This window comes from Shinella sp. G-2, from assembly GCF_050172695.1.
Taxonomy (GTDB): Bacteria; Pseudomonadota; Alphaproteobacteria; order Rhizobiales; family Rhizobiaceae; genus Shinella.
Genome location: NZ_JBBEYH010000001.1, coordinates 444,261 through 460,680, shown reverse-complemented (window position 1 = coordinate 460,680; position 16,420 = coordinate 444,261). Strand labels below are relative to the sequence as shown.

Annotated in this window: 19 protein-coding genes; 11 read left to right on the top strand and 8 right to left on the bottom strand. The window is 64.4% G+C overall.

Going from position 1 to position 16,420, the window contains the following annotated elements:
- Nucleotides 1–63 precede the first annotated feature (63 nt).
- Genes V8U06_RS02275 through V8U06_RS02265 form a run of 3 tightly spaced genes read right to left on the bottom strand, consistent with a single transcriptional unit; the run spans nt 64 to nt 2,834 of the window.
- A complete protein-coding gene (locus V8U06_RS02275; protein WP_427139328.1) occupies nt 64–915 on the bottom strand; it encodes an NmrA family NAD(P)-binding protein in 852 nt (283 codons plus the stop codon).
- 25 nt (nt 916–940) lie between these two features.
- Complete coding sequence (locus tag V8U06_RS02270) at nt 941–2,422, bottom strand: PQQ-dependent sugar dehydrogenase (protein WP_427139327.1); 1,482 nt, start codon at nt 2,420–2,422, stop codon at nt 941–943.
- Nucleotides 2,415–2,834, bottom strand: coding sequence for a DUF2231 domain-containing protein (locus V8U06_RS02265; RefSeq protein WP_427139326.1), 420 nt, complete (start codon nt 2,832–2,834; stop codon nt 2,415–2,417). The genes V8U06_RS02270 and V8U06_RS02265 overlap by 8 nt, the downstream gene beginning before the upstream one ends.
- Nucleotides 2,835–2,901: 67 nt before the next feature.
- Here V8U06_RS02265 and V8U06_RS02260 point away from each other — a divergent pair, with 67 nt between their 5' ends.
- From V8U06_RS02260 to V8U06_RS02230, 7 genes are all read left to right on the top strand, one after another.
- The gene (locus tag V8U06_RS02260; protein WP_427139325.1) at nt 2,902–4,011 is read left to right on the top strand and encodes a cytochrome c oxidase subunit II; all 1,110 of its coding nucleotides are present in this window, start codon (nt 2,902–2,904) and stop codon (nt 4,009–4,011) included.
- Nucleotides 4,008–6,521: a cytochrome c oxidase subunit I gene (gene ctaD / locus V8U06_RS02255; RefSeq protein WP_427139324.1), complete on the top strand. Its 2,514-nt coding sequence runs from the start codon at nt 4,008–4,010 to the stop codon at nt 6,519–6,521. Before V8U06_RS02260 ends, ctaD begins: the two co-directional genes overlap by 4 nt.
- Nucleotides 6,522–6,526: 5 nt before the next feature.
- On the top strand, nt 6,527–6,904 hold the full coding sequence (locus V8U06_RS02250; RefSeq protein ID WP_427139323.1) for a hypothetical protein: 378 nt from the start codon (nt 6,527–6,529) through the stop codon (nt 6,902–6,904).
- On the top strand, nt 6,901–7,527 hold the full coding sequence (locus tag V8U06_RS02245) for a cytochrome c oxidase assembly protein (protein ID WP_427139322.1): 627 nt from the start codon (nt 6,901–6,903) through the stop codon (nt 7,525–7,527). Before V8U06_RS02250 ends, V8U06_RS02245 begins: the two co-directional genes overlap by 4 nt.
- Nucleotides 7,521–8,588 carry a c-type cytochrome gene (locus tag V8U06_RS02240; RefSeq protein WP_427139321.1) on the top strand — a complete coding sequence of 356 codons (1,068 nt, stop codon included), beginning with the start codon at nt 7,521–7,523 and terminating at the stop codon, nt 8,586–8,588. Before V8U06_RS02245 ends, V8U06_RS02240 begins: the two co-directional genes overlap by 7 nt.
- Before the next feature lie 116 nt (nt 8,589–8,704).
- On the top strand, nt 8,705–9,322 hold the full coding sequence (locus tag V8U06_RS02235; protein WP_427139320.1) for a flavodoxin family protein: 618 nt from the start codon (nt 8,705–8,707) through the stop codon (nt 9,320–9,322).
- A gap of 115 nt (nt 9,323–9,437) precedes the next feature.
- Nucleotides 9,438–9,620 (top strand): hypothetical protein, encoded by a 183-nt coding sequence (locus tag V8U06_RS02230; RefSeq protein WP_427139319.1) that lies wholly within the window; start codon nt 9,438–9,440, stop codon nt 9,618–9,620.
- Nucleotides 9,621–9,751: 131 nt separating this feature from the next.
- Here the strand turns inward: V8U06_RS02230 and V8U06_RS02225 are convergent, their stop codons facing one another.
- A complete protein-coding gene (locus V8U06_RS02225) occupies nt 9,752–9,943 on the bottom strand; it encodes a KGG domain-containing protein (protein ID WP_427139318.1) in 192 nt (63 codons plus the stop codon).
- 118 nt (nt 9,944–10,061) lie between these two features.
- Nucleotides 10,062–10,964 carry a LysR family transcriptional regulator gene (locus tag V8U06_RS02220; protein WP_427139574.1) on the bottom strand — a complete coding sequence of 301 codons (903 nt, stop codon included), beginning with the start codon at nt 10,962–10,964 and terminating at the stop codon, nt 10,062–10,064.
- A gap of 164 nt (nt 10,965–11,128) precedes the next feature.
- Here V8U06_RS02220 and V8U06_RS02215 point away from each other — a divergent pair, with 164 nt between their 5' ends.
- The 4 genes from V8U06_RS02215 to V8U06_RS02200 are packed head-to-tail and all read left to right on the top strand — an operon-like array spanning nt 11,129 to nt 14,245.
- Entirely contained in the window at nt 11,129–12,319 is a 1,191-nt protein-coding gene (locus tag V8U06_RS02215; protein WP_427139573.1) for an MFS transporter, read from the top strand.
- Nucleotides 12,316–12,780 carry a cyclophilin-like fold protein gene (locus tag V8U06_RS02210; protein ID WP_427139317.1) on the top strand — a complete coding sequence of 155 codons (465 nt, stop codon included), beginning with the start codon at nt 12,316–12,318 and terminating at the stop codon, nt 12,778–12,780. Before V8U06_RS02215 ends, V8U06_RS02210 begins: the two co-directional genes overlap by 4 nt.
- Nucleotides 12,781–12,797: 17 nt before the next feature.
- Nucleotides 12,798–13,193, top strand: coding sequence for a (R)-mandelonitrile lyase (locus V8U06_RS02205; protein ID WP_427139316.1), 396 nt, complete (start codon nt 12,798–12,800; stop codon nt 13,191–13,193).
- Between the two features lie 35 nt (nt 13,194–13,228).
- Nucleotides 13,229–14,245 carry a zinc-dependent alcohol dehydrogenase family protein gene (locus V8U06_RS02200; RefSeq protein WP_427139315.1) on the top strand — a complete coding sequence of 339 codons (1,017 nt, stop codon included), beginning with the start codon at nt 13,229–13,231 and terminating at the stop codon, nt 14,243–14,245.
- 107 nt (nt 14,246–14,352) lie between these two features.
- Here V8U06_RS02200 and V8U06_RS02195 read toward each other — a convergent pair whose 3' ends face one another.
- The 3 genes from V8U06_RS02195 to V8U06_RS02185 all read right to left on the bottom strand — a co-directional run bounded on the left by V8U06_RS02195 (nt 14,353) and on the right by V8U06_RS02185 (nt 16,333).
- On the bottom strand, nt 14,353–14,910 hold the full coding sequence (locus V8U06_RS02195) for a fasciclin domain-containing protein (protein WP_427139314.1): 558 nt from the start codon (nt 14,908–14,910) through the stop codon (nt 14,353–14,355).
- 167 nt (nt 14,911–15,077) lie between these two features.
- The gene (locus V8U06_RS02190) at nt 15,078–15,797 is read right to left on the bottom strand and encodes an anti-sigma factor (RefSeq protein WP_427139313.1); all 720 of its coding nucleotides are present in this window, start codon (nt 15,795–15,797) and stop codon (nt 15,078–15,080) included.
- Nucleotides 15,794–16,333, bottom strand: a complete 540-nt coding sequence (locus V8U06_RS02185) for a sigma-70 family RNA polymerase sigma factor (protein WP_427139312.1) — start codon at nt 16,331–16,333, stop codon at nt 15,794–15,796. Before V8U06_RS02185 ends, V8U06_RS02190 begins: the two co-directional genes overlap by 4 nt.
- Nucleotides 16,334–16,420 lie beyond the last annotated feature (87 nt).

Genomic DNA, 16,420 nt, shown 5'->3' with positions numbered 1-16,420 from the left:
CATTCGCCTCAGAAGTTCCCGGACGAACGTGCTTTGATGGCGGGGTGCCGAAAGCCGGGCTGGCTACGTGCCGCTCAAATTTCCGAGATGGTCCAGAAGCGTGACGTCACCGCGCCAGGGATCGGCCGGCGCTTGGGGACCATCGACCGTCGTTGCGGTCATCCGCGCATAGGCGCGGGCCGCCTCGGACGAGAAACCTGCGGCGCGAAAGCTTTCCTCCCATTTCTCGCGTGGGATGGTCTCCAGCCGGACCGGACGACCAAGGACAGCCGAGAAGGCAACTGCGACATCCTCGAACGTGTATCGGTGCGGCCCTTCGACATAGTGTATGCCGACGTCAACGGGCTCGGAGAGAAGCCGGCTGGCCGCCGCTTTGGCGATGTCCACGGGCGAAACCATCGGCAGGCGCATGTCGCGCGGAAAGGGTGTCTGCAGCACACCCTCCCTTGCTGACGCGAGCAGCATGTCGAAATTGGTGTAGTAATAGGCCGCACGGTTTATCGCGGTGGGAATGCCGCTTGCCTCGGCTTGCCGCTCGAAGTCGAAGAGCACGGACAGGTCGCCGATGCCCTGCCCCGGTTGAGCGCCATAGGTCGAGGCGACGACGATCTTTTCGAGGTCCGAACCATGCAGGGCCTCCGTGATGGCGCGCGCGGTCGCCGTTTCCACGGCATCCGTGTCGCCGCCCGGGTCGGCCGGCGGGTTCAGCAGAAAGGCGCGGTGGCCCTGTCGAAAGAGATCGTGCAACCGTGCGGAATCGCTGACATCGAGAACGACCGGCTCGACACTCGCGGTGCGAATGTCCCCGGCCTTGCCGGCGTCGTGCACGACCGCGATGACCTTCTTGCCGGCCGCATCGAGGTTTTGGACGAGCTCGGACCCGATATGGCCCGTCGCTCCCAGAACGATGAACATTGTGCGCTCCTGTCGAATGTGCCGCCTACTGTCCGTCTTCCGGCGAAACCGCGGGGGCGATATCGGTCTGGGCGGGCGTTGAGGATCCGTCGTCGGGAGAGGCTTCGCGAGGCTCGCCCTCCGGCGGTTTGGCGGACGTTCCGTCATTGTCGGTGGTGGCCGAAACCCTGTCCGTCGAAAGCGGCTGCGCCGTCGTGGAACCGTCGGCGGCTGCGACGCGCCAGACGGTGTTGCCGGCATCGTCGGCGATGAGCAGGGCTCCCGTTCCGTCCATGGCAAGGCCGACCGGCCGGCCGCGGGCCTCGTCTCCTGCCAGGAAACCGGTGACGACATCCTGGGCGGCGCCTGACGGACGCCCGTTGGTGAAGGGGACGAAGATGACCTTGTAGCCGTTGAATGCATTGCGATTCCAGCTGCCGCGATTGCCGACAAAGGCCCCGTCGCGCAGAGGCGCCGGCATGGCGGAATCGTTGGTGAAGGCAAGGCCGAGGGCCGCGACATGGCTGGAAAGCGCATAGTCCGGCACGATCGCCCGCTCGACCATGTCCGGGCGCTGCGGATAAACGCGCGGGTCGACATGCTGGCCGTAATAGCTCCACGGCCAGCCGTAGAAGCCGCCCTCTTTCACCGAGGTGAGATAGTCGGGAACGAGATCGGGGCCGAGCTCGTCGCGCTCATTGACGACCGTCCAGAGCGCTCCTGTCTGCGGGTGAAAATTGAGACCGTTGGGATTGCGCAGCCCGGAGGCGAAGACCTTGGCGGCGCCGGTCTGCCGGTCGACCTGCCAGATGGCGGCGCGCCCCTTCTCGGCCTCGATGCCTCGCTCGCCCGCATTGGAATTCGAGCCGACGGACACGAAGAGGAAGCGTGCGTCGGGACTGAGGGCGAGATCCTTCGTCCAATGATGATTGATCGGCCCGCCGGGAAGCGGCGTCAAAACCTTCGGCTTTGCCGTGATCGCGCCGCCGCCGAGGTCGTAGGGATAGGCAAGGACGGCGTCGGCCGCCGCGACATAGAGCGTGCCGTCATGCCACGCGACGCCGAACGGCGAATTCAAGTCCGCCAGGAGATCGCGGCGCTCGTCGACCACGCCGTCACGATTCGTATCGCGCAAAAGCGTGATGCGGTTCGTCTCGCCGCTCCCTCCGCCGCCGCCGGCCGCCATCGCCATGATCCAGCCGCGGATGATATCCTTGGGCCGGTTCAACGGCTTGCCCTCGGGCGCTTTCGATTGCACGACCAGAACGTCGCCGTTGGGAAGCGTGTGCACGGTGCGCGGATTGGCGAGGTCCCTGGCATAGGCCGTAACAGTGAGGCCTTCCGGCACGTCCGGCGTCTCCCCGTCCTTCCATCCGACGACCGACGCCACCTTCAGGTCCGGCCACAGGCTTTGCGACGGTTCCGGCAGCACCGGGTCGGGGCCTGTCTGGTGCGCGGCATCGAAATCGTCGCTGCCGCCGCATCCGGCAAGCACAAGCGCCGCGAGGAGAACTGCGCGCCTAGACATGACGAACCTCCTTACGGCCCAACCAGGCGGTCGCCAGCATTGCCACCACGGTCGCGATCGATGTCGCCAGGCCGTAGGGGACGACGGCCGTCCATCCGTCGGCCGTGTGGATGAAGCTGTTCAACGCCGCCGCCGCAAGCACGAAGACCCCGCCGAGGAGCGCGGCCCATGACGGACCTTCCTTCCAGAAGACGAGAACGAAGATGGCAATGACGAAGGCGAAACAGCCGAAGACAAGCCCGGCAAGAAGCAGCCATTCGGAAAAATGGAGCCACAGCAAATTCGTCGTCTGCCAATAGGTCACGTCCGTCAGAACGGTCAGGAAGAAGCAGGCGACGGGAAAAGACGCGAAGAACCGGTAGGCGGCGCGCATCAGGCAGGGGGTCACGGGCGCTGTGTTCTCAAAAGCCATGGGTTTGGATCTGTTGCGGTCTGGATCTCTTGCGTTGGGACTCTCACCTTACGCGCCAGCCGATGGAATGTTCCGCGACCAGGACCCTGGAGGGATTTCGCTCAAGGCGCGATCGCCGCACGACAGGATCGCCGATGCACCCTTGCCGGCCCACAAAAGCGGGCCATATCGCTTGAGGAGATCCACAGGAGCGAGAGCAATTTCCCGGCGCGCCATCCCCATATTGCTGGTGCCGTTGAGCGGCTGTTCCGGCATTCAGTCGGCACTTGCTCCCGCCGGTGAGGAGGCGGCTGCGATCGACCAGCTTCTTCTCGTCATGGTGCTTGGCGGCGCATTGGTGTGGTTCGCGGTCGTCGGCTTGCTTCTTCACGCGGCGAGACGCCGGGAAACGCCATGGACCGAGGAGCAGGCAGGCCGGTTGATCCTGCTCGGCGGCGTCGCCTTTCCCGTCGCCGTGTTGCTGGCGCTCCTTACCTATGCCGTGTGGCTGATGCCGGTGATCCGCCCGTGGTTCGCGCAGCAGGCGCCGGAACAGGGCATGATCGAGGTGACCGGCGAACAATTCTGGTGGCGTATCCGCTATCCGGCCGCCGACGGCACACCCGCCTTCGAGACGGCGAACGAATTGCGTCTTCCTGCGGGCGAGCGGACCGCCTTCGCGCTCAAGGCGGCCGATGTCATTCATTCCTTCTGGATTCCGGTGCTCGGCGGGAAGATGGACATGATCCCGGGCCGCACGAACATATCGTCCTTGCTGCCGACAAGGACGGGTGTCTACCGCGCGCCCTGCGCCGAATTCTGCGGCACGTCTCACGCGCTGATGGCCTTTTCGGTCATTGTCATGGAGCCTGCCGACTACCTGGCGTGGCGGCGCGCGCAGGCGCTCGGCAACGGCGCCGGCGGGCGCGAAGGCGAGCGGCTTTTTGCGTTCCACGGCTGTGCCGGCTGTCATGGCATACGAGGAACGACACCGGCCGCAAGCCTGGGCCCGGATCTGACCCTCTTCGGCCAGCGTCAGACGGTCGGCGCCGGCGCACTTGCCAACACGGCCGAAAACGTCACGCGCTTCATTCGCAATCCGGGCGCCGTCAAGCCCGGCGCGAAAATGCCGGCCTTCGACATGCTTGCCGAAAGGGAGATCGCTGCTATCGCCGACTATCTTGCGGGGCTCAAATGACCGACGCGGCCGAGCTTTCCGTCGAAGAGCGCAAGGCGCAGGAGGCCGAACTCCGCGACGTCTGGCGCACGCCCTCCGGCTGGCGCTACTGGACCTCGGTCAACAATACCGAGATCGGGCTGTGGTACGGCTCGGCCGCCTTCCTCTTCATGCTGTTTGCCGGAGTGCTGGCCCTTCTGGTGCGCGTGCAGCTCGCCGTTCCCGATAACGATTTCCTCTCGGCCGATACCTTCAACCAGGCCTTCACGCTGCACGGCACCGTCATGATGTTCCTGTTCGCCGTGCCGATCTTCGAGGCGGTGGCGATCTTCCTCCTGCCCTCGATGCTCGGCGCGCGGGAACTTCCCTTTCCTCGCCTTTCCGCCTTCGGATTCTGGAGCTTCGCGCTCGGCGGCGTGTTCGTCTGCGGCTCCATCTTCTTCGGCGCGGCCCCCAATACGGGGTGGTTCATGTATCCGCCGCTCGCCACCGACAAGGAATATTCGGGCATCGGCGCCGATATCTGGCTGCTCGGTCTGTCCTTCATCGAGGTCGCCTCCATCGCCGCCGCGGTGGAATTGATCGTCGGCATCATGAAGTGCCGCGCGCCCGGCATGCGCATCAACATGATGCCGCTCTTCGCCTGGTATCTTCTCATCGTCGCGGGCATGATCCTCTTCGCCTTTCCGCCGCTGATCGCCGGCGACATCCTGTTCGAAATGGAGCGGATGTTCGGCTGGCCGTTCTTCGACGCGGCACGCGGCGGCGATCCGCTGCTCTGGCAGCATCTCTTCTGGATCTTCGGCCACCCGGAGGTCTACATCATCTTCCTGCCGGCCATCGCGCTGATGGCGATGATCGTGCCGACCTTCGCGCAGCGCCCCATCGTCGGCTATTCCTGGATCGTGCTTGCCGCCGTCGGCACCGGCTTTCTCAGCTTCGGCCTGTGGGTGCACCACATGTTCACGACAGGTCTGCCGCAGATTTCCCTCGCCTTCTTCTCGGCCGCCTCCGAGGCCGTGGCGATCCCGACCGGCGTGCAGATCTTCGTCTTCATCGCAACCATGCTTGCCGGCCGCGTCATCTTTTCCGTGCCCATGCTGTTCGGCGCGGGCGGGCTTGCGATCTTCGTCATCGGAGGTCTGACGGGCGTCATGGTGGCGCTCGTCCCCTTCGACTGGCAGGCACACGACACCTATTTCGTCGTCGCCCATCTGCATTACGTGCTGATCGGCGGCATGCTTTTCCCTGTCGTCGCCGGCATCTACTACTATTATCCGCTGCTCAACGCGCGCAAACTCTCCGACCGCTTCGGCAAGATCGCCTTCTGGCTGATGTTCTCCGGCTTCAACATCGCCTTCTTCCCGATGCACCTCGCGGGGCTGCGCGGCATGCCGCGGCGGGTCTTCACCTATCCCGCCGATATCGGCTGGGACTGGTTCAACCTCATCTCCACCATCGGTGCCTTCGTCTTCGCCGCCGGCATCGCCATTGTGGTCGTCGACGTGCTGAGACCCAAGCATCGCCAGCCGAAAGGCGAGCAGAATCCGTGGAACGCCGGCACGCTGGAATGGATCAGCGAACCGGAGGAGAAGTGGGGCGTACGCTCCATCCCCATCATCGAGAGCCGCTATCCGATCTGGGACCAGCCGGGCCTCACCGATGGCATCAAGGCCGGCCGCTACTATCTGCCCGATACGAAGGACGGCGCGCGCGAAACGCTCATCACCTCCGTACTCGATGCCGAGCCCATTCAATGCCTGCGTGTCGGCGGGACGTCCGTTCTGAGCATCCTCGCCGCGTTCTCGCTCGGCGGCGTCTTCATCGCGCTCACCTTCCATTGGTGGATCATGACGGCCGCCTCCGCCGTGATGACGCTTGCCGCCATCGTCGCCTGGCTCTGGACGGGCACCGCCGTCATACCCCGGGAAGAAATGCGCGATGTCGGCCTCGGCAAGACGCTGCCGCTCTACAGCTCCGGGCCACAGTCGGTCGGCTGGTGGGCGATGTTCATCACCATGGCCGGCGACGGCACCGCCTATGCAAGCCTGATGTTCGGCTACTTCTTCTACTGGACCATCCATGACGATTTCACCGGCGGCCAGGCCGGCCCCGGCATGGTCTGGCCTCTGGCTGCCGCCGGTCTCTTCACGCTGGCCTGGTTCGCCATGCTGCTGGCGCGACGGGCCAATGGACGCGACCGCTCATCGCTCACCCGCCTGTCGCTCCTCGCCTCCCTGCTGCTGACGCTCATGGCTGGGTGCGCCGGTCTCGCCGGACCGTATTTTGCCGGCATGGACCCGACCGTCCATGTCTACCCCGCCATCGTCTGGGTCGTCACGCTCTGGACTGTGGTGCATGGCGGCGTCGGTATCGTCATGCAACTCTATTGTCTGGCGCGCAGCCTTGCCGGCCGGATGGACGGCCACCATGACATGGACCTGCGCAATGTCGTGCTCTACTGGCATTTCCTCGTCGTCACGGCGGTCACGTCCTTCGGCGTCCTCGGCCTCTTTCCGGAATTGAGGTGACGCCCATGCGCCTGATCCCGAAGGAAATCGAAAGTCTCTGGACCCTCTTTACCGCACCGACCATCTGGGCGCTGCATTTCCTCGCCTGCTACATCACCGCCGCCGTCCATTGCGCAAAGGCGGACGCCGCCGCCTCCCTCGGGACGACGCGCCTTGTCCTCGGCATGATCACCGTCGCCGCCCTCACCGGCATTGCGCTCTCGGCCTATCTCGCCTGGCGGCAATGGGGCTTCGGCTCCGGCGATCCGCCGCATGACGAGCCGACACGCAGGGACCGCCTGCTCTTCCAGGGTTTCGCGACCCTCCTCCTCTCCGGCCTCAGCTTCGTGGCGGTGCTCTTCGTCGCCGTGCCGCTCGTGTTCATCGGGGCTTGCCAGCCATGAAGCGTCTTGCCCGCATCCTCGGTTTCCTCCTGCTCGCGGCGCTCGGCGCGATCCTGCTCATGAGCTTCGGTGGCGGTTCGTTCACGGCCCACATGATCGTCCATATGGGGATCGTCGCGATTGCAGCGCCGCTCATCGCCTATGGCCTGCGCGGTACGGTGTTCGACCTGCCGGACAGGGTCGGAATGACACCCATGCTGGCCTCGCTCGTCGAACTTGCGGTCGTCTGGTTCTGGCACCTGCCGGCGCTGAGAGCCATCGCCGAGGCGAGCATAGCCCTCTCCCTCGTCGAACAGGCGAGTTTCCTGGTTGCCGGCATCCTGCTCTGGCAGGCCTGCTTCCGCCCGAACGAGGGCCGCCTTGCCGGGACGATCGGCCTGCTGTTCACCTCCATGCATATGACGCTGCTCGGCGTTCTGCTGGCGCTCGCGCCACGCCCGCTCTACGGCGGCGGCGAGGTGACCTGTTTCGGCATATCCCTGCCAGCGGCCGCCGACCAGCAGATCGGCGGTGTCGTCATGCTGATGGTCGGATCGATCGTCTATCTTCTCGGCGGTGTCCTGCTTCTTGCCGGTGTCCTGCGCGACGGCGATGGGCTTGCCGTGGAGAAGCGACGATGCTGATCGGCTGGAAACATTTTGTCGGCCTTCTTCTTGCCGGGGTGCTGGGCGCATTTCTTCTCGCCTGGTCGGGGCTTATCGGTGTCAGTGCCAGCACCGGCCACTGGAAGGCGACCGACTGGTTTCTGCATTGGGTCATGCGGTCGTCGGTGCGCACCGCCGCGCTCGGCGCGAAGGCGCCAGTCTTCACCGAGGGCATGCTGCCGATGGCGGCGGGTCATTTCGAGGCGGGCTGCGCCATCTGCCACGGTTCACCGGCCCTGGCCCGGCCCGAAAGCGTCGGCCGGATGCTGCCCGCGCCGCCAGACCTGAAAGACAAGATCGCCACCTGGACGGACGCCGAGCTTTTCCAGATCGTGCAGCATGGCATCCGGTTTACCGGCATGCCAGCCTGGCCGGTAGCCGATCGCGAGGACGAAGCCTGGGCCATGGTCGCGTTCCTGCGCCGCTACCGCGATCTCGATGCGAAGGGCTACCGCGCCCTGGCGGGTTATGCGGCCACGCAATCGACGGCAACGGACGAGGTGCTTGAAACCTGCAATGGTTGCCATATGCCGGCGCGCCTTGATGTCGAGAGCCTCGTTCCGGGTCTGGCCGGGCAATCGGCACGCTATCTCGAGCAGGCCCTCGAGGCCTACGGGAGCGGAACCCGGCCGAGCGGCACGATGGCCGTGGCAATTCAGGGTTTGAGCGGGGTTGAACGTCGAAAGCTCGCCCGCCACTTCGCGAACCTGTCGGCGGCAATCCTCCCGTCGACGGTGCAAAGTCCCCTCGCCCGGCGTGGTGAAACGCTCGCCGTGAAAGGCGATCCCGAGCGACGCATCCCGGCCTGTCTCTCCTGTCACGACAAGGCCGATGCAAATCCCGCCTATCCGCATCTTTCCGGCCAGGCTGAAGCCTACCTCGCCAATCAGTTGCGGCTTTTTGTCGGAAAGACGCGCGGCGGCGGCCCTTTCAGGGCTTTGATGACGCAGGCCGCCGCCAATCTCGAGGATGAGGACATTGCGGCGCTCGCCGCTTACTTCGCCGCGCGCAACGCAAGCCGGGATCCCGCACCGCGATAGTCCTGCTCGCCGCCGGCCGAAGAATATGCGGCGGCGCGCTCCCGCAGGTGTATGGGCGCGGGAACAATCGGCAGGTGAAGCGGTTGGGCATGCGACACCAACCGTGTGAGACGACCATGACCCTGACAGCGCTGGCGCTTAACTGCACTCTCAAGACAAGGCGTGCCGAGGATTCATCCTCTACCGATCGCATGCTGAAGCTGCTCGCCGCTGCGATGGAACCGCTTGGAGTCAGCACCGACTTTCTGCAACTGGCCGATTACGATATCAAGCCCGGCGTTACCTCGGACGAAGGCAACGGCGACGACTGGCCCGGCATCCGCCGCAAGATCCTCGATGCCGACATCCTCATCATGGGAACGCCGATCTGGATGGGCCAGCCGTCAAGCGTCTGCAAGCGCGCCTTGGAACGCATGGACGCCTTTCTGGAAGAAAAGGACGATGAGGGCCGCATGGTGTCCTACGGCCGGGTCGCCGCCGTCGCCGTGGTCGGCAACGAGGATGGCGCGCATCACGTCTCGGCCGAGCTTTTCCAGGCGCTGAACGATGTCGGCTTCACCATTCCCGCCAATGCCGTGACCTATTGGGTCGGCGAAGCGATGGGCTCGGTCAATTTCGTCGATCTGAAGGACATACCCGAGGTCGTGCGCGCCACGCTCGACCTCGTCGCGCGCAACACGGTGCACGCCGCCCGCCTTTTCAAGGCGCAGCCCTATCCCGGCGAGGCAAGCTGAGCATGCGAACAAAAGCCGCCAACCGAAAGCCGCTCCGTCAACAGCCGAAGGGTTCACGTCATGGCCGGCGGTGCGACATTCAAACGGCAGTTCGAGCCACGTCAGGGAGACCCGAATGATCGATGATCCGAAAGATCCGAAGCGGCCGGTGGAAGTTCCAGAGGAACAACCACCGGATTCCCTGCCCGATGTGCCCGAGCGCCCGATCGAAGAGCCGGGGCCGGACGTGGTTCCGGAAGAGGCTCCGGACGTGACGCCCGTTCCAGATCAAGAAATTCCGACGAAGATGCGGGGTTGAAGTCCCGATGGCCGGGCAAAGGGCATAGCGCCGGCTTTGCGACACAGCCGTGCTGGCACGGCGATGGCGCCCGTCTTGAAGGATTGCGACGATGGAAAGACCGCCGCACATGGCGGCGGGCTGCCCCTGGATTAATGCTTGCCACCCTTGCGACCGGCTTCCGAGGCCTTTTCGCGGTCCTGCGCAAAATTGCCCTTCGCGCCGCGACCGCTGTCGTCTTGATCGCGCTTGTCGGACGCCTCGCGTGTCTGGTCACCCTTCTTGTGGCTCTGTTGACCAGCCTTCACATGCTGTTCGTGCGTTCCGCCTTGGTTCGGCATCATGCTTCTCCTTGGTTCCTGATGTGCGAAAGGCTAACTGGCACGCGGCCCCCTCGTTCCCCATTGAAACATATCGTGATGCGAGGTGCGGCCGACGCCTGGAAACAATATATCCGGGAAGCTAGCGTCGCATCTCACGGTCTCGCAACGCATCGAGCACGATTCTGAAAGCCGGGGCATTCTGCCGCCGGCTCGGATAGTAGAGATAGTACCCGGCAAAGGGTGGCGACCAGTCGTCCAGAACGGTCAGCAAACGGCCGGCCGTGATATGCTCGGCCACGATATCTTCCGGCACATAGGCGATGCCGTAACCGGCGATGGCGGCTTCGACCATGGGAAGGGTCGAGTTGAAGGTGAGCTGGCCATCGACGCGCATGCGGATATCGCGCCCATCCCTCTGGAATTCCCAGGCATAGAGACCCCCGGCCGTGGTCAGGCGCAGGCAGATGCACGTATGCTGCACCAGATCCTGCGGCGTCTGCGGAAGGCCGCGCGCCGCAAAATAGGCCGGCGCACCGACGGCAACCAGCCGCCAATCTGGACCGATGCGCACCGCCACCATGTCCTTCTCGACGGTCTCGCCGAGCCGCACACCTGCATCGAAACCGTCCTCGACGATGTTGCGGAAACCGTTGTCGCGACTGAACTCGACCTTGAGATCGGGATAATCGGCAAGAACCGTCCGCAACTTCGGCCAGACGAGATAGTCATGCGCATGGTCGGAAAGGGTAAGACGCACCGTTCCGGAGGGCTTGTCGCGAAAGGCGGTCAGCGCCGCGATGTCGGTTTCGATTTCGGCGATGCGCGGAGCCAGCGACTGGCGCAGCCGTTCCCCGGCTTCCGTCGTGGAAACGCTGCGCGTCGTGCGCGCCAGAAGCCGCAGCCCCATCCGGGTTTCCAGCCGCTTGATCGTATGGCTCAACGTCGACTGGGTGATGCCGATCTTGGCCGCGGCTTTCGTGAAGCTGCGCTCCTCGGCCACCACCAGAAACCACAGAAGATCGTTGAAATTCTCGCGCATCAGAAGCTCCCGATGAAGGCGCATGCCTAACCCGATTTATGGCCTCAGTCGATAAGTTCAAGCGAATTAACACCGCTAATTCTGACAATCATACGATGCTAACTCTCCCGGCGACAAACGCTGCGTGGTTTCACGCCAGCCCGATATCCCGTGGAAGACAGATGCCGATGGAAGCAATCTATGACGATCACCTCTTGAAGCCCCAGGCGGCATGGGGGGCGGTGTTTTCGATGGCGCTGTGCGTCGCCGTCCTCATCGCTTCCGAATTCATGCCCGTCAGCCTGCTGACGCCGATTGCCGGTGATCTCGGCATTACCGAAGGCCGAGCCGGCCAGGCGATATCGGTTTCCGGCTTTTTCGCCGTCGTCACCAGCCTGTTCGTCGCCGATCTGGTCAAGCACATCGACCGCAAGCACGTGCTGCTTGCCTTCTCGCTGCTGCTGGTCCTTTCCGGCCTGATCGTCACCGTCGCGCCCACCTATGCGGTGCTGATGATCGGCCGCGCCTTGCTCGGCATCGCCATCGGCGGCTTCTGGTCGATGTCGACCGCCATCGTCATGCGGCTGGTGCCGGAACAGGCCGTTCCCAAAGGATTGGCGATGATCAATGCCGGCAATGCTATCGCCGCCACCATTTCAGCGCCGCTCGGCAGCCTGCTCGGCGACCTTGTCGGCTGGCGTGGCGCCTTCTTCCTCGTCGTGCCGCTAGCCTTGCTGGCCCTCGTCTGGCAATGGATCGGTATGCCCTCCTTGCCACCGCGAGGCCGCAAGCGGCCGGGCAATGTCTTCACGCTCCTCAAGCGCCGGCAGGTGGCGCTCGGCATGGCTTCGATCTTCCTGCTCTTCATGGGCCAGTTCGCCCTCTTCACCTATCTGCGCCCCTTCCTCGAAATCGTCACCGGCGTCAGCGTTTCGGCGCTCTCCTTGCTTCTGCTTGTCATGGGGCTGGCAGGCGTTGCCGGCACCTGGACCATCGGCCATCTGCTGACAAGGCGGCTCTACAGCCTCGTCATCGCCATCCCGCTCGTCATGGCGCTCCTGGCGGCGGGGATGGTGGCTTTCGGCTCTTCCTCCATCGCGGTTGCGGCCCTGCTGACCGGCTGGGGCTTCTTCGGCACCGCCGCGCCCGTTGGCTGGGGCACCTGGTTGAGCCGAACCCTGCGTGACGATGCCGAAGCCGGTGGCGGCCTGCAGGTCGCCATCATCCAGCTCGCCATCACGCTCGGTGCCGCAGTCGGTGGCCTGCTGTTCGATGCGCTCGGATGGTGGAGCGCCTTCGCGCTCGCGGCCATCCTGCTGCTCGGCTCGGCCATTGCCGCAGCCGCCGCCGCGCATGATCATGAAAGGAATGCAGCATGACATTGCGCCACCTCACGCGCCGGGCAGCCCTGCGGGCGGCGTTGGTTATGGCAGCGACCGCGCCACTCGCGCACATGAGGCAAACAAGGGCACAGGGAGCAATCGCCATGAAGGTGCGCATCGCATTCGGCGAACAGGTGATGACAGCAACGCTGGAGGACAATCCGTCCGCCCGCGACTTCGCATCCATGTTGCCGCTTCGCGACCTGACCATCGACAACTATGCCGACAACGAGAAGATCAGCGTCCTGCCGCGCAAGCTCATCGAAGACGGCAGCGGCCCATTCGGCAACGAGCAGCCGGGAGATCTTTGCTATTATGCCCCCTGGGGCAATCTTGCCTTCTTCCATGCCGGATACCGATGGTCACGCGGCCTCATCCGGCTGGGCCGCATCGACGGCAGCTTCTCCCCCTTGCTGAAGCGCGGGCAATTCCCGCTGCAAATCGACCGCATCCGCTGACAGACAGGAGAACGACCATGGACATTCTACGCGCAGGAACGCGTGCCTCGGCCAAGGGGCCACAGGCGTGGTTCACCGGGACCGTACGCATCGACCCGCTGTTCAACCCCTTCGATGCGGAGCGCGTGCAGGGTGCGCAAGTCACCTTCGAGCCGGGCGCACGCACCGCCTGGCACACGCATCCCCTCGGCCAGACGCTGATTGTCGTCTCGGGTCTCGGCCGCGTGCAGCGTGAGGGCGGTTCCATCGAGGAAATCCGTCCCGGCGACGTCGTCTGGTTCGCACCCGGCGAGAAACACTGGCACGGCGCATCGCCCGATGTCGCCATGAGCCATATCGCGCTCCAGGAGGTCAAGGACGGCAAGGTCGTCGACTGGATGGAGCCTGTCACGAACGCCCAGTATGGCGTTTGAGGCGATCGAAAACCTGCCACACAAAGGATAAAACCATGCTTGGAACAGTGCTCTACAGCACCGGCGACATCCGCTGCGAGGAAGTCGCCGAACCGAAAATCCTCCATCCCACCGATGCCATCCTCAAGCTTGCCGCCACGTGCATCTGCGGATCGGACCTCTGGCCCTATCGCGGGCTTCAACCGTTGAACGAGCCCATGCATATGGGCCATGAATATTGCGGCCTGGTGGTGGACGTCGGTCCTGCGGTGACGACCGTAAAGCCCGGCCAGTTCGTCATCGGCTCGTTCTGCTGCTCGGACAATACATGCGCGCATTGCCGCTTCGGCTTTCCCTCCTCCTGCGAGAACCGGGAGTTCATGAGCCGCGCGCAGGCGCCGCTGCTGCGCGTGCCGCTCGCCGACGGCACGCTTGTCGCCACGCCGCACATGCCGGATGCCGACCTCATCCCGAGCCTGCTTGCCGTTTCCGACGTGCTCGGCACCGGCTGGTACGCCGCCGATGCCGCTCGCGTCCGGGCCGGAGGAACGGCCGTCGTCGTCGGTGACGGCGCCGTCGGCCTGATGGGTGTGCTGGCGGCGAAACAGATGGGCGCGGCAACGATCATCGCCATGAGCCGCCATAAGAGCCGGCAGGATCTCGCGCTGGAATTCGGCGCGACGCATATCGTCTCCGAGCGAGGCGACGACGGCGTCGCCCGGATCAAGGACCTGACGGACGGCGTGGGGGCGGATTCCGTGCTCGAATGCGTCGGCACGCAGGAATCCATGGCGCAGGCCATAGCCTCGGCCCGTCCCGGCGGCTCCATCGGTTTCGTCGGTGTGCCGCACGGTGTGGAACTCGACGGTCAGCAACTGTTCTTCGCCCAGAAGAACCTGCTTGGCGGCCCCGCTCCGGTGCGCCGCTTCCTGCCGCATCTGATCGACCTGGTGATGAGCCGAAAGATCAATCCCGGCAAGGTCTTCGACCTGGAACTGCCGCTGAAGGACGTTGCGGAAGGCTATCGCGCCATGGACGAAAGGCGCGCGATCAAGACGCTGCTGCGCCTGTAGGCATCAATCTGCCAGGCCATGCGCACGCATGCGCCGGCATCGTCCCGAGGGAAGGAAGAGGCCGCCGGGAACTGCCCGGCGGCCAAACCATGTCCTCGGTGTAAAGGTCAGGCCTTCGGCAGCAACACCTTGTCGATGACGTGAATGACGCCGTTCGACTGCTTGACGTCGGCGATCGTGACGGTGGCCGTCCCCCCGGTCTCGTCGGTCAAGGTGATCTTGTCGCCGTCCATCTTGGCCGCCAGCGTGCAACCGCCGACCGTCTTCACCGGATGGCTGCCGCCGTCATCCTTGATCATCTTTCCGATCGCCTCGGACAGCGCGCTGGCGGCGACGACGTGGCAGGTCAGGACCTTGACCAGCTTGTCCTTGTTTTCCGGCTTGAGCAGGGTGTCGACGGTGCCCGCCGGCAATGCCTCGAACGCTTCGTTCGTCGGCGCGAAGACCGTGAACGGGCCAGCCCCCGCGAGGGTGTCCACGAGGCCAGCCGCCTTGACCGCGGCGACCAGTGTCGTGTGATCCTTGGAATTGACGGCGTTCTCGACGATGTTCTTGTCCGCGAACATCGGCGCACCGCCGACCATCGGGTTTTCCGCCTGCGCGGCAAGCGCACTGAGGCCAAGGGCGGCGCTGAGTACGATGGAGCGGATAGCAAAACGGGTCATGGATCGTCCTTCCTTTTCTCGGCCCACGCCATGCGGGCCCTCCCAGGGTGATGCCCGATCGGGCGATCCTGATGAGCAACGGGAGCTTGAGAAAAAGAGTTTCAGGCCGACGCAGATTTTCGCTAAGCGCCTTATATTGAAGAGATTTTTCAGCCTCTCATCTGAGGTCAGGGTAGCCGTACCGAACCGGAGGCAATGACCGGTCCCGTTGCCGTCCCCGTCGGAGAGCCCCCGAACGGCTCCACGCTCACGGCGAGGACCGCGCCGGCGACAAGGCGTTCCCGCATTTCAGGCCGCACGACAACGTCGCCTTCCCCTGTCTGCGGAAGGACGCCAAGAGAGACGGGAGGAGCATCCCCCTCCACAAGCCAGAGTTCGAGCGATTTCTGCTCGGGTTTGCGGGCTGCGACCGGTGTAAAACGCAGCCGGCCGCTGTCTCCGTCATAGCGCGCCAGGAGATCGACGCCAGCCCCCTCGCCGGAGAGTTCGGCGACCAACCCGGATTGCGGGGCTTCCTGCGGCAGGCTGGTCGACAGGACCGCGCCGACCGCGACGATCAGGCAGGCCAGCGCCGCCCACCGCCAGAACGAGGCGGAATTCCAGAGCCCGTTCAGCGAACCTGACCGGCTCGGGGCGGAGGTAACGCCGAAGAGGCGGCTCTCGACAGCGGCAAAGGTGCCGGCCGGCGGTGCAACCTGTTCATAATCGTCGTTGAGGGGCGAGAGGTTCGCTTCCCATTGCGCGACCAGCGCTGCAAAGTGCGTGTCCGTGCCGATGCGCGCCTCCACCTTGCGACGGTCGCTCTGCGAGAGCAGTCCCAGCACGTATTCGCCGGCGATTGCCTCGTCGCGTCGTTCGCTTTCCTTGCCGTCGTCAGGTGCCGTCATCGGTTCATGCACTCTCTCAGCTTCAACAGGCTTCGCCGAAGCCAGGTTCTCATCGTGTTCAGGGGCACGCCAAACATCTCTGCGAGTTCTTCGTAGGTTACGCCCTCCACATAGGCACGGCGCACGGCCGATGCCCGGTCAGGCTCAAGTTCGTTCATGCAGTTCTCGATCCGCCTCCCCTCCGAGGAAAGCACGGCATTCTCCTCGGGGGTCGCACGCGCATCGGCGAGATCGTAGGCCTCATCGATGTCGACGGCCGTCGGCCGGCGGACGCGAATACGGTCGATCGCCTGGTTTCTCGCAATGGCCGCCAGCCACGACATCGGGTCGGTATCGCCGGAAACGTAGCGATCCGCACGTTGCCAGATCTTCACATAGACCTCCTGCAACGCTTCTTCCGCTTCGCTCCTGTCCTTGAGGATACGAAGGCAGATGCCGAAGAGTTTCGGCGCGCTTCTCTCGTAGAGTTCTGCGAACGCCTTGCGGTCCCGCAGGGCGATCCGAGCGAGGAGATGAGAGATGTCGTTGCCCGTCACGCGCCATATTCCATCGACAACCTCGTCAAGCCCTCACCGGCGATGGTGAACGGCAGCAATGTTGGATCAATTTTACGCGCTCGGCAA

Bases quoted from the DNA above. Each gene is read 5' to 3' on its own strand.
- V8U06_RS02195 (WP_427139314.1), bottom strand. From the start codon at position 14,910: ATGACCCGTTTTGCTATCCGCTCCATCGTACTCAGCGCCGCCCTTGGC.
- V8U06_RS02190 (WP_427139313.1), bottom strand. From the start codon at position 15,797: ATGACGGCACCTGACGACGGCAAGGAAAGCGAACGACGCGACGAGGCA.
- V8U06_RS02250 (WP_427139323.1), top strand. From the start codon at position 6,527: ATGCGCCTGATCCCGAAGGAAATCGAAAGTCTCTGGACCCTCTTTACC.
- ctaD (WP_427139324.1), top strand. From the start codon at position 4,008: ATGACCGACGCGGCCGAGCTTTCCGTCGAAGAGCGCAAGGCGCAGGAG.
- V8U06_RS02205 (WP_427139316.1), top strand. From the start codon at position 12,798: ATGGACATTCTACGCGCAGGAACGCGTGCCTCGGCCAAGGGGCCACAG.
- V8U06_RS02265 (WP_427139326.1), bottom strand. From the start codon at position 2,834: ATGGCTTTTGAGAACACAGCGCCCGTGACCCCCTGCCTGATGCGCGCC.
- V8U06_RS02260 (WP_427139325.1), top strand. From the start codon at position 2,902: ATGTTCCGCGACCAGGACCCTGGAGGGATTTCGCTCAAGGCGCGATCG.
- V8U06_RS02245 (WP_427139322.1), top strand. From the start codon at position 6,901: ATGAAGCGTCTTGCCCGCATCCTCGGTTTCCTCCTGCTCGCGGCGCTC.
- V8U06_RS02240 (WP_427139321.1), top strand. From the start codon at position 7,521: ATGCTGATCGGCTGGAAACATTTTGTCGGCCTTCTTCTTGCCGGGGTG.
- V8U06_RS02230 (WP_427139319.1), top strand. From the start codon at position 9,438: ATGATCGATGATCCGAAAGATCCGAAGCGGCCGGTGGAAGTTCCAGAG.
- V8U06_RS02200 (WP_427139315.1), top strand. From the start codon at position 13,229: ATGCTTGGAACAGTGCTCTACAGCACCGGCGACATCCGCTGCGAGGAA.
- V8U06_RS02225 (WP_427139318.1), bottom strand. From the start codon at position 9,943: ATGATGCCGAACCAAGGCGGAACGCACGAACAGCATGTGAAGGCTGGT.
- V8U06_RS02235 (WP_427139320.1), top strand. From the start codon at position 8,705: ATGACCCTGACAGCGCTGGCGCTTAACTGCACTCTCAAGACAAGGCGT.
- V8U06_RS02275 (WP_427139328.1), bottom strand. From the start codon at position 915: ATGTTCATCGTTCTGGGAGCGACGGGCCATATCGGGTCCGAGCTCGTC.
- V8U06_RS02270 (WP_427139327.1), bottom strand. From the start codon at position 2,422: ATGTCTAGGCGCGCAGTTCTCCTCGCGGCGCTTGTGCTTGCCGGATGC.
- V8U06_RS02210 (WP_427139317.1), top strand. From the start codon at position 12,316: ATGACATTGCGCCACCTCACGCGCCGGGCAGCCCTGCGGGCGGCGTTG.
- V8U06_RS02215 (WP_427139573.1), top strand. From the start codon at position 11,129: ATGGAAGCAATCTATGACGATCACCTCTTGAAGCCCCAGGCGGCATGG.